Source organism: Flavobacterium sandaracinum (genome assembly GCF_004349135.1).
Taxonomy (GTDB): Bacteria; Bacteroidota; Bacteroidia; order Flavobacteriales; family Flavobacteriaceae; genus Flavobacterium; species Flavobacterium sandaracinum.
In genome coordinates, this window is the sequence record NZ_SMFN01000001.1 from 295390 (window position 1) to 307744 (window position 12355).

Annotated in this window: 9 protein-coding genes and 1 riboswitch; of the genes, 6 read left to right on the forward strand and 3 right to left on the reverse strand. The window is 35.7% G+C overall.

Translation table 11 applies throughout. The features are described from left to right. Window positions 1–68: 68 nt before the first annotated feature. Complete coding sequence (locus E0F91_RS01355; protein ID WP_165930073.1) at window positions 69–2024, reverse strand: TonB-dependent receptor plug domain-containing protein; 1956 nt, start codon at window positions 2022–2024, stop codon at window positions 69–71. A 99-nt stretch (window positions 2025–2123) separates the two neighbouring features. After that, a riboswitch (cobalamin riboswitch) is annotated at window positions 2124–2461 on the reverse strand. An 82-nt stretch (window positions 2462–2543) separates the two neighbouring features. Between E0F91_RS01355 and E0F91_RS01360 the strand changes: the two genes are divergently transcribed. The 3 genes from E0F91_RS01360 to E0F91_RS01370 are packed head-to-tail and all read left to right on the forward strand — an operon-like array spanning window position 2544 to window position 5501. Next, a complete protein-coding gene (locus E0F91_RS01360) occupies window positions 2544–3686 on the forward strand; it encodes an ABC transporter substrate-binding protein (protein ID WP_132064572.1) in 1143 nt (380 codons plus the stop codon). 1 nt (window position 3687) lies between these two features. After that, window positions 3688–4719 (forward strand): FecCD family ABC transporter permease, encoded by a 1032-nt coding sequence (locus tag E0F91_RS01365; RefSeq protein WP_243698815.1) that lies wholly within the window; start codon window positions 3688–3690, stop codon window positions 4717–4719. Then, window positions 4719–5501, forward strand: a complete 783-nt coding sequence (locus E0F91_RS01370; protein ID WP_132064573.1) for an ABC transporter ATP-binding protein — start codon at window positions 4719–4721, stop codon at window positions 5499–5501. Before E0F91_RS01365 ends, E0F91_RS01370 begins: the two co-directional genes overlap by 1 nt. On the opposite strand, the gene E0F91_RS01375 is transcribed toward E0F91_RS01370, so the two are convergent. Both E0F91_RS01375 and E0F91_RS01380 read right to left on the reverse strand, forming a co-directional pair. Continuing rightward, entirely contained in the window at window positions 5498–5953 is a 456-nt protein-coding gene (locus E0F91_RS01375) for a tRNA (cytidine(34)-2'-O)-methyltransferase (RefSeq protein ID WP_132064574.1), read from the reverse strand. The genes E0F91_RS01370 and E0F91_RS01375 overlap by 4 nt on opposite strands. A 23-nt stretch (window positions 5954–5976) precedes the next feature. Beyond that, window positions 5977–6561, reverse strand: a complete 585-nt coding sequence (locus E0F91_RS01380; RefSeq protein WP_132064575.1) for a pseudouridine synthase — start codon at window positions 6559–6561, stop codon at window positions 5977–5979. Window positions 6562–6728: 167 nt separating this feature from the next. Here E0F91_RS01380 and E0F91_RS01385 point away from each other — a divergent pair, with 167 nt between their 5' ends. From E0F91_RS01385 to E0F91_RS01395, 3 genes are all read left to right on the forward strand, one after another. Next, window positions 6729–7094: a hypothetical protein gene (locus E0F91_RS01385; RefSeq protein ID WP_132064576.1), complete on the forward strand. Its 366-nt coding sequence runs from the start codon at window positions 6729–6731 to the stop codon at window positions 7092–7094. Between the two features lie 211 nt (window positions 7095–7305). Then, a complete protein-coding gene (locus tag E0F91_RS01390; RefSeq protein WP_132064577.1) occupies window positions 7306–10719 on the forward strand; it encodes a T9SS-dependent choice-of-anchor J family protein in 3414 nt (1137 codons plus the stop codon). A gap of 263 nt (window positions 10720–10982) precedes the next feature. Next, window positions 10983–12353 carry a DNA recombination protein RmuC gene (locus E0F91_RS01395; RefSeq protein ID WP_132064578.1) on the forward strand — a complete coding sequence of 457 codons (1371 nt, stop codon included), beginning with the start codon at window positions 10983–10985 and terminating at the stop codon, window positions 12351–12353. Window positions 12354–12355 lie beyond the last annotated feature (2 nt).

Consider the following 12355-nt stretch of genomic DNA (forward strand, 5'->3'; position numbering starts at 1 on the left):
ACAACTCTTGTAAACAATAAAAGGCTTTCAGTGACGAAAGCCTTTTTTGTATTAATAAAAATTCCGAATTATAACTTGATATTCATACCCAATTTAAAATTCCTTCCTAACGTATTATAGCCTACATTTTCAACAAAATCAGCATTTAAAATATTGCTAACCGCACCAAAAACGGACAACCTGTTTTTAACCAATTCATAGCGAACTGAAGTATTTACCAATTGGTAGGAACCTAAAACAATCTTCGTTGTAGCAAAAGTATTTCCATCAAAAAAAGCATCATTTCTACTGTCCACATATTGATAATCCAGATTAAAAAACAATCGGTCATTGATTTGAAAATCCAAAGCTGAATTCACTTTATGCTTTGGAATCAAGCGATCCAGGGCTTTATCTACTTGTGTAAACGTATAATTAGAGTTCCAATTGATTTTTTCGCTCAAGGCAAAAGAGAATTCGGTTTCTACTCCTTTTGCTTTATTCATTCCGTCTATATTAATGTAGTTCGAATCGAAAGTTACCGGATTGAAATAAAATCCTATGAAATTAGTTTGTTCCCGGTAAAAAGCGACCGCATTCAATTTGATTTTTTTATCCGAAAGTTGGGTTTCAAAACCAGCTTCTACAGTTCTGTTTTTCTCCGGTGTTAAATCTGCATTTCCATATTCAGAATACAATTGGTACAAACTAGGCGTTACAAAAGCGGTGCTGTACGACGCTAAAATTTTCAAAGGAATCGATTTAAAATCAAAAGAAGGATTCACATTATAAACCAATTGATTCCCGTACTGACTGTGAATATTCAATCGTGCTCCAGCGTTTAAATTCAATCCAAAATCCGTGGAAAAAACACCTGTAACATACGGATCAATCATATTAAACTTTGTAGCTTCCTTCAAAATTCCGCCAAAAGGAGTAATACTGTTCATATCATGAAACTGATATTGTGCTCCAGCCACAACAAAGAAAGATTCTGAAAATTCATATTTATTAAAACCATCTACATTCACACTTCGAGATTCATATTGCGAGAATCCCGGTGTATTCGAATAAAAATTGAAATCATTATACGTTCGTACTATTTTATTAAAGCTGGAATTCAAAACAAATTCCCCTTTAGAATATTTGTATTTTGGTAAAAAACCAAAGCGAAATTGCTCTGAATCGGTGGAATTCAAATCGGTATCATTTGTACCGGTATTATCAAAAGTAGCATCGTAATCCATTTTGACTTTGTCATAACTACCAAAGAAATCCAAGGTCAATTTTTCTGTGGCTTTATACCCTAACTTTGCCAAATAATTGATTCTGGAAAAAAGATCTTCTTCGTAATTATCATCTGGATTTACAGGAGCAATCTGTGACATTCCGCTTATTTCAGTGCTATTCAAAGAGGCAAAATAATTCACTTTATTTGCATTTCCGTTAACCGAAAAACCTTGATTGTAATTTTGAGCGCTGGTTTTAGCAGTATTTGCAGTATTATTGGTTCCTACATTTACATAGGCATTTCCTTCAATCGCTTTTTTGCCAGATTTTTTTAACGTAATATTTATTACTCCAGTTCCGGCACCTGATCCATACAACGTACTTGCTGCGCCTTTCATAATTTCGATACTTTCCACCTGCTCTACCGGAAGCAAACGCAAATCATACTCAAAACTAATTCCTGATGCATCATTCACCGGAATTCCATCAATAAGAATCAAAACCTGATTGTTTTTTCCACCGCGAATGTAATACCCTAAATTTTTTCCCGCAGCACTTTGGTTCCCATTAATTTCTACCCCTGCAACGGAACTTAAGACATTGGCAAGGCTTTGTCCCGCTTTGTTTTTCAAATCCTGAGCGGTAATTTTAGTGATTACTTTTCCTGATTTCTCCTTTGCCAAAGCAAATTTAGAGTCGGAGACCACTACTTCTTTCAATTCATCTTGAGAAGAAATAGTTTCATTTTGTTGCGCAAAAGCACAGCTAGTTATTAGTACGCACAACGCACTAATACGAACGATTTTTTTGTTCATTTAATTAAACATTTAGTAACAGCTATTTTCTGTTACATGACTAAAAATGGGGAGAAAAGCATAGAATTACCCATACCCAAACCTTTTTTCCCGAAAGTTTGATACTCGATGTAATAGGCAGGTCTCCTGGCTTGCGTCTTGTTGTTTACCTTCTCATTCTGGATTTTAGGATTCTAAATTTATTCATTAAGGATTTTTTACTCCTAATTCGTAAATCAATATTTCTAAAATTTTTGAACAATGGTTTTGTAGATAACAACAAGCTTGATAGCTTACAGTTGCGGGTACAGCCCAGGATTTTAGATTCTTGATTTAGGATTCTTGATTTAGGATTTAACTCCTGAAATCTGAATCCTGAAATCTGTAATCTCTCACCTGATTCCCTTTTAATGCTATTTTGAAAAAACAAAACAGCAACCTCAATACGGGTGCAAATATAGCTTTATGATTGGAATAAAAAATAAATTTTGATTTTTAAAAAGGATTAAATATACCTTTGCACTTCTTGAAAACCATTTTATGAAATCTTTTTTATTCCCGTTCACGCTCTTTTTATTTGTCATTTCCATAGCTGGATGCAAACAAAACAAGGACAATCCAACCGCCAATAATACAACTTCAGCAAATGAAATTCAGTACGCTAAAGGATTGGAAATCTATAAACACAACGGGTATACAATCGTTACCATCACAAGTCCTTGGCCTAACGCCAAAGAAAATTTCACCTACGTTTTACAAGAAAAAAACGGAATCATTCCAGACAGTTTAAAACAGTTTCCCATCATTCCAATTCCTATAAAATCGATTGTTGTCACCTCAACCACGCACATTCCAGCATTAGAAATGTTAGGCGTAGAAAACACCTTAGTAGGTTTTCCAAACACCGATTACATCTCTTCCGAAAAGACCAGAAAAAGGATTGATTCTGGAAAAATCAGGGAAGTTGGCACCAACGAAACTTTAAATACCGAGGTTTTAATTGATATGAATCCCAATCTAATCGTCAGCTTTGGTTTGAACAACAGCAATCCAACTTTAGATAATCTGCAAAAAAGCGGTTTAAAAGTGATGATAAACGGCGACTGGACGGAGCAATCTCCACTTGGAAAAGCCGAATGGATTAAGTTTTTCGGCGCGTTGTATGGATTAGATTCCAAAGCCAATACTATTTTTTCTACTATCGAAAAAGAATACACAAACACTTTGGCTTTAGCCAAAAAAGCAACATCAAAACCCACCGTCCTTAGCGGTGCAATGTTCCAGAATCAATGGTACGTTCCACAAGGCGAGAGTTGGGCTTCGCTATTTCTTAAAGACGCACAATCTAATTATTTATGGGCTGAAACTAAAGGGACTGGCAGTTTGCCATTGCCTTTTGAAAAAATCCTAGAAAAGGCACAAAATGCCGAATATTGGATTGCTCCAGGTGACTTTTCTTCGTTGAAACAAATGAGTGACAGCAATCCGCATTATAGTGAATTTACCTCGTTTAAAAATAAAAAAGTATATTCGTACAGTATTAATAAAGGCGCAAAAGGAGGGATTTTATATTTTGAATGGTCTCCCACTCGCCCCGACTGGGTATTGAAAGATTTGATTAAAATTTTTCATCCAGAATTGCTGCCCAACCATAAACTTTTTTTCTTTCAGAAATTAGAATAAATTGACTAAAACCAACCGAAATACAGTACTTTTTATATTCCTAGCTATCGGAATGTTTTTTTTGTTCCTAATCAACATCAGTTTAGGATCCGTTTCTATTCCTATAAAAGAAGTTTTTAATAGCTTAACGGGGCAAAGTGCCAGCAAAGAAACCTGGGAATATATCATTATCAATTATCGTTTACCCAAAGCTATTGCTGCCATTCTTGTTGGGATGGGATTATCCATTAGCGGTTTATTAATGCAAACTTTGTTTAGAAATCCGCTGGCTGGACCTTACGTTCTGGGATTGAGTTCCGGTGCTAGTTTAGGTGTTGCTACAGTCATTTTGGGCGCCACCCTTTTACCTCCATTTGTAGCTACACTTTTAGTATCATCGTATGGAATTGTATTGGCTTCTAGTCTGGGTAGTTTCACTGTTTTACTGGCAGTATTGGCTGTTTCTCATCGCTTACGGGATACGATGGCGATCTTAATTGTAGGACTGATGTTTGGGAGTTTAACCAGCGCCATTGTTGGAACTTTAACCTATTTTAGTACTGCTGAACAATTACAAAAATTTACTTTTTGGTCCTTGGGAAATCTAGGCAATTTATCTTGGACTTCCATTTCTCTTTTATCAATTTGTGTTGTAGTTGGTCTACTTTTAAGTTTGTTCAGTATTAAACCACTAAATTCATTACTTCTAGGAGAAAATTATGCCCGAAGCTTGGGTTTAAATTATAAAAGATCACGTCTGATTATCATTTTTGCCACCAGTATTTTAGCAGGAAGCATCACCGCTTTTGCTGGTCCAATAGCCTTTATTGGATTAGCGGTACCTCATATAGCAAAGCTGGTTTTTCAAACGAGTAATCACACGATTTTATTCTGGAGTACCATACTTTTCGGGGCAGTTATCATGCTTATTTGCGACAGTATTTCGCAACTTCCAGGCAGCGATTTCACGTTGCCAATCAATGCTGTAACTTCTATTTTCGGTGCTCCAATTGTGATTTGGTTACTAATTAGGAAACGAAAAATGATGGGATAATGGGAAATAAAATCATCTTACAGGCTACACAAATCAGCATTGGTTATACTGATAAAAAAAGAAATACCATTATTTCATCAGGTATTGATTTGTCTTTAGAAAAAGGAAAACTTATTGCTTTGATTGGTGCCAATGGTATTGGGAAATCGACACTTTTGCGAACAATAACAGGCATTCAAAAAACAATTTCAGGAACTGTTTTACTCAATGGTCAAAACATTCATGAAATAGACGCTTTGACCTTGGCACAAAATCTAAGTGTGGTTCTGACCGAAAAATTGCCTCCAAGCAACTTGACTGTTTTTGAACTCATTGCGTTGGGAAGGCAACCCTACACAAATTGGATAGGAAAATTAACTGCTGCTGATATCGTAAAAGTAAATGAAGCGATGGAATTGACACAAATCAGTCATCTAGCTACCAAAAAGCATTACGAAATCAGCGACGGACAATTACAAAAAGTATTGGTTGCACGAGCTTTAGCTCAAGATACACCACTTATTATTCTTGATGAACCCACAACCCATTTAGATTTATTGCACAAAGTTTCTCTCTTTAAATTGCTAAAAAAACTCACCGCCGAAACGGACAAATGCATACTTTTTTCTACCCACGATATTGATATGGCGATACAATTGAGTGACGAAATGATCATCATGACTCCTGAAACTGTTCAACAAGATCAACCCTGTAATTTTATTTCTAAAGGAAGTTTCAATACGCTTTTCAAAGATGAACATATCATTTTTGATGCGTCCAAAGGTAAATTTGTAATTTCTTAAAGCTTTAATGCTAGTTGTCGTTTTGCTTCCCCAATGACAAACGCCACCGAATTAGCAATATTAAAACTTCGAATCAACGGTGACATGGGAATTGTCAGATGATTTTCGAATTGGTTCAAAACTGCTTCGCTCAATCCTTTACTTTCTTTTCCAAAAACCAACCAGTCACCATCCTGAAAATCAGTCTCTAAATACGACTTTTTGGCATGAGAACTCATCAGGAAAACTCGCGATAAATCGGGAATTTGAGCTTTCCATTCGGCTACATTTTGATATTCAGTCACCTCAAGATGCACCCAATAATCCAATCCAGAACGTTTTAGGTTTTTGTCATTTATAACAAATCCAAAAGGATGAATTAAGTGCAAACGGCTTTCGGTACCCACGCACAATCGACCAATATTTCCGGTGTTGTTTGGGATTTCAGGTTCTACTAAAACGATGTTTAACATTGCAATTATTGTTATTTTTATTATTATTTTTCATTCGAATCGACTGCAAAATCAGGCACTTCCAAAACTTCTCCTGCCGGTAAATCATTGAGATGTACGTTACCTATTCGAACACGAACCAATCGCAATGTTGGGAAACCAACAGCGGCAGTCATTTTACGAACTTGGCGAAACTTCCCTTCATTCACAATTATCGAAGCCCAAGAAGTTGGACCGTGACGTTCATCGCGAATTTTTTTTCCTCTAGTACCAAAAGCAGGAATTTCATTGATCAAAAAAGCGGTACACGGTTTGGTGACGTATTTAGTTCCATTGAAACCTATTTCAACCCCTTTTTGTAATTGCTCGATGGCTTCTTGATGAATAATGCCATCAACTTGGACATAATATTCTTTATCGACTTTTTTACTTCGAATGATTTCGCTCATCATACCATCCGTTGTCAGCAATAATAATCCTTCGGAATCTTCGTCAAGACGACCAATTGCCATCGTACCTTTTGGAAAATCATACAATTCTCCTAGCAGTTTCTTTTTTCTTTTTAACTCGTAAATAAACTGACTCAAATAGCCGTAAGGTTTGTGAATAATGAAATGCGAATGAGACATTGAATTGAATTAATTGTGCGCGCAAAGATAGTTTTGTTTTTGTTGGATTTAAAAGTGACGGACTACATTTATTGCGGTAAACCAAAAGCAATGTTAAATAGTTCATACATCTAAAATTAATAACGTAATATTATAAAAAGTAAGACTAACAATTAAACAGCAAGATCATGGAAAATAATGATTTAGGTTCAAAAAAGACCAATAATAAACAAAATACAAACGAAGGATTTAGCGGTGAGAACCTGACCAAAAATAAAAATCCGGACTCAACCCATTTAAAAAAAGAGGTTGAAACTGACAACCATGGAAATCAAAAAATTGTTGAAAGAGCAAGAGATATAGACGGAACTGTAGCACAAAACGATGCCGACACCTCTGATAATTTAAAATCAGATGTAGAGCAAGTTCCTGAAGAACAAGCAAAAAAAATGGTAGAAAATAAAGATCATAATTCGGATATTATTCCAAATCGCTATCCTAACGAACATCCTGACAATAAGGAAGACCGAGGAAATATTAAACTGGATAAGTAACAATTAATTTAGTTTGAAAAAGACCAATACGAGTTAAATGCGTATTGGTCTTTTTTGTTGTTTATTTTTAAAATTTGGAACGAAAATTAAATATTAGTAAATGAAACTTAAATCTGAAAATGTTTTCGTTTACAATCTAAAATAGCTCAATTTATAATATTCTCTTAACGTTGGAAATATTATTTTTGCTGCTTAATTCAATTGTAAACCTATGAAACACAATTACCATTTACGCCATTTAATGGCTTTTTTAAGTTTTTTTTATTGTCTATCAACAACCGTTTTTGCCCAAGGAACGGCACCCATAGCGCAAGAGTTGCCATTTGCTCAAAATTTCACCGCTCTTGATGCAGCATCTACCACTTATCCCGCAGGGTTTCAGGGCTGGACCGCCAGCACAGCTCCGGGAAGTTCATTCAATACAACAGCTACATTAGTTGCAGATAGGGCCTTAGTTGCCAGTAGTACAGCTGCTACCAGCAGTGGAAATTTCCATAATTACAATGGAAAAATTGGATTTTTAAACACCGGTTCCTTAGATTTAACAATTGGGTTTGCATTCAAAACACTTGGTAAATCCGGAATTGCAGTAGAATATGATGCGATGGTGATTCGGAATCCTTATAACGGAGGTACAAATAGCCGTATAAACGAATTAGTACTGCAATATCGGGTTGGCACAGCCGATGCTTTTATTACTTTATTACCAACGGTCTATGCCAGCGGAACAACAGGACAAACTTCGGGTACAACAGGACAAAACATTCAAAAAATAAAAGTTGTTCTGCCGACGGAATGTGATAATAAAGAAGTAGTTCAGATCCGATGGATTTCAAGACAAGTTTCAGGTGGTGGTTCACGTCCCTCCTTTGCCGTTGACAACATCAGCGTGAATAATGATGTTACACCTCCTGTAAATGGGGATGGTTTTCCAAAAATCAGCAACATCTTGTCAGATGGATTTGATTTTTCATCTCAATTAGACGAAGCTGGTAAAACCTATTTTGTGGTATTACCAACAGCAAGTGCAACTCCAAGCACAGCTCAAATAAAAGCAGGAACAAATGCTACTGATACAGCGGCTTTACAAGCAGGTATAATCGAAATCGCAGAACCTAATGCTCCGTCTGTAAAAAACATTACGGGACTAACCTTAGCAACTGCTTATGTGGTATATTCTGTATCCGAAGATGCAACCGGCAACACCCAATCGGAAAGCAATAAACTGGAAATAACAACTTCCAGCACTGTAGTCCCTTCCTTATTAACTACTAAAACTGCTTTAGATTTTAGTTTTGTAGAGCAAAATTTTAGTTCCACACCATTAAATTACCAGATTAACGCTCAAAACCTTACTGGAGCGGTAACCTTGACTGCAACCGGAAACTTTACAATCTCGAAGAATGAAACTACTGATTTCCAAACCACATTGGTTTTCCTATCAGAAGATTTCAATATGGGAAGTACACCTTTAGTTTATGTCAAATTTACACCTACTGCAACCGGCCTTTTTTCAGGACAAATCACTCATGAAACAAACGGAGCTTCTACTAAAACGGTGGCGGTATCAGGAACAGGAATTAATCCTTACATCCAAGATTTTAATGATGCAAATGTTCTAACAAACAGCGGTTGGACGGAATATAGCGTAGCGGGTGACAAGATTAAGTGGGTAAGCACCACGACACGTTTTAACAGTTCACCTGCAGCAGTTCAAATAAATGGATATTCTGAAACAGGAGCCAGCAAAGATTGGTTAATTTCTCCTAATTTACGTTTGAATACATTTGACAAATTCCCTTTGTTGTCTTTCTATTCTCGCAAATTTTTCTCTGGAACACCACTTAAACTAATGATTTCTTTAGATTATGATGGTAAAAGCAACCCAGAAACAGCAACTTGGACTCCTTTAGAAGGCGATTTTCCTACCACTACAGGAACTTTTAAACAGTCGCAATACATCAACTTGGAAGCTTATAAATCTGATCATACTTTTATAGCTTGGGTTTACGAAACTACAAATTCTGGTGGAACGGATACTGCTGAGTGGACCCTTGATGATGTAAAAATCGCTAACGAAACAGCATTTCTAGCCTCAAATCCTACTTTGAATTTTGGAGAAGTAGCGCCAAATACAGCGTCAACAAGCCAGTCTTTTATTTTCATGGCAGGCGGTTACGGCGATATCACTGTAACGGCTCCTGCTGACTACCAATTATCTGTTGACAACAGTAATTTTCAATCTAATTTAGTGATTTCAGCTACTGATGGAGTTGCAGGTAAAATAATTTATGCTCGTTTTTTCCCTTCTTCCAAAGCATTGAGTATTTCGGGTCCTTTGACAGTTGTTGGAACCGGATTGAACCAAGAAATAGGCTTTTTAAATGGATCTTCCTTACCTAAAACAGAAACCTTTGATATTGTAACCTACAACTTAGAATTTTTTGGAAGCAATGTAATCGGTTCAACAGGAACTGAGTTTGGTCCAATAGACGACGCATTGCAAATTGAAAATGTTGCCAAAGTAATGAATACACTAAACGCGGATGTCTATTCCGTTCAAGAGGTTTCTGACGATGCTGCTTTAGATGCATTAATTCAAAAAATAAGTATCAACGGAAAAACTTTTGACAAAGTAATTTCTCCGGCTTGGTCCTACTCTTTCAATGCACCTGAAGCGGATTTCCCTGCTCAAAAATTAGTAGTACTTTATAACACCCAAACCACTACAGTAAAAAAGAGTCGCGTAATGTTTAGTAAACTATATAATGACATTCGTGCAGGAAATACAACTTTACCCAATTACCCGGGCGGAAATAGCACTAGCTTTTACTCCTCTGGACGCTTACCACAAATGGTTGAAATTGAAACGAATATCGGCGGTGTAAAAAAAGATGTAAAAATCATTAATATTCACGCCAGAGCAAATAGTGGCAGTGATATCGCAAGATACAACATGAGAAAATATGATGTTGAACTTTTGAAAGACAGTTTAGATGTCAATTACCCAGATGCCAATTTGATAATTTTAGGAGATTATAATGATGATGTCGATGAGTCCGTTATTGCAGGAAACCCTTCATCCTACCAGAAAATGGTGGAAGACAATGTACGCTACAATCCTTTAACTCTAGAAATTAGCAAAGCAGGAGCTTTTACTTACCTGTCCTCAGGTGGTTTCTTAGATCATATTATCATATCAAATGAATTAACTAAGGATTATGTACCCAATTCTACTTTCGTTTACGACCCTCGACTGGAGGTAGCAAATTATGTCAATACTACTTCTGATCATGCTCCAGTTATCGCACGTTTTGAATTAAAAACAGATACAACTTTAGCTATCAATGACTTAATAGCAACAAAAGGATTGTCTGTAATGGCCTATCCTAATCCCGCTTCAGAATCATTCAATATTGTTATTAATTCAGAAAACGGACAAGACTTAAGTTTAAATATTTATGATATTCTTGGAAGAGCAATGGGAGCTCCAACGCAATTAAAAGGCTCAATTGGTGAAAACACTACAAAAATAAATAGTACTAAATTACCTGTTGGGATTTATATATATACCCTTTCCAATGGAAACAAGGTTGTATTTAAAGGAAAAATACTAAAAAAATAGAATCCCTTTTTTACATTTCAAAAGCCAGATTTCTTCATTGAAATCTGGCTTTTTTTTCTAAAATAGTGTAAGATAACTCCCTGCTGAAATAAAAAAACTACTAGATCGCTATCAAAAAAGGAGATAATTACATATAAAACTACCCTAGAGAATCCTATTTTTTCCAAATATATAGCCTTCAAAAACTTACTCTACTATTTTGATTTCTCAAAAGAAACTAGCAAACTTTTGTTTATTTTTACAACCTTACAAAACGAAATTTTATGTCAAATATGCTTCCCTTTTTACTGATTTTCATCGTTGCTCTTGGTATTGGAGTTTTTATTGGGAAACTTCTATTTGCAACCCGATTCCAGTTGGAAAAAAGTAATTTGGAAGAAAAATTAATCGCTTTAAACTCTCAATTCAACCAACAGAAAGAGCAACTAGTGATTGATAAAATCGGTTTTGAAAAACAATTAGAAGCCCAAATCGTTGCTAAAGAACGTATCCGAACTGAAAAAGACAGTTTAGCAATTCAACTTAGTAAAAAAGAAGTAGATTTCGAAAATCTCTGGGAGCGCAACAAAGAACAAAAAGAAGAAGTCGAAAAACTACAGGAAAAATTCACCATTGAATTTGAGAATTTAGCCAATAAAATATTGGAGGAAAAATCGAATAAATTTACCGAACAGAACAAAGAAAACATGAAAAATATCTTGACGCCATTACAAGATAAAATTCAATTATTTGAAAAAAAGGTAGAAGATACTCACAAAGAAAGCATTGATTATCATGCGGCTTTACGCCAACAAATTCTGGGTTTACAAGAAATGAATATCCAAATGAGTAAGGAAACCATCAACTTGACCAAAGCACTCAAAGGCGACAGTAAGATGCAGGGAAATTGGGGCGAATTAGTTTTAGAACGCGTTTTAGAGAAATCAGGATTGGAAAAAGGCCGTGAATACGAAGTGCAACAAGCCTTCACAACAGAAGAAGGAAATCGCGTATTTCCGGATGTTGTCATTAATCTGCCGGATGGCAAAAAGATGATTGTCGATTCAAAAGTTTCTTTGACCGCTTATGAAAAATACATCAATGAAGAAGATGATACTTTGAAAATTAGCTATTTGAAAGAACATGTCAATTCCATCAAACGCCATGTTGAGCAATTAGGAAATAAAAATTATCATGATTTGTACCAAATAGAAAGTCCAGATTTTGTATTGTTATTCATCCCTATTGAGCCCGCATTTGCCATGGCGCTGAATGAAGATACCAGTTTGTACAATAAAGCATTCGAAAAAAATATTGTTATTGTAACTCCCGCCACATTATTAGCTACCTTACGAACGATTGATAGCATGTGGACCAATCAAAAACAGCAGGAAAACGCATTAGAAATAGCACGTCAAGCAGGAGCATTATATGATAAATTTGAAGGCTTTGTAAGTGACTTGATCAAAATTGGAAAAAAAATAGACGAGAGTAAAACAGAATACGGTAATGCGATGAATAAACTTGTGGAAGGAAAAGGGAACCTAATTGTAAGTGTAGAAAAATTAAAAAAAATGGGAGCAAAAGCAAAGAAAGCACTTCCTGAAAACATGTTAAACCTGGCCGATAAAGACGAAAATCAATTATTAAATTAATA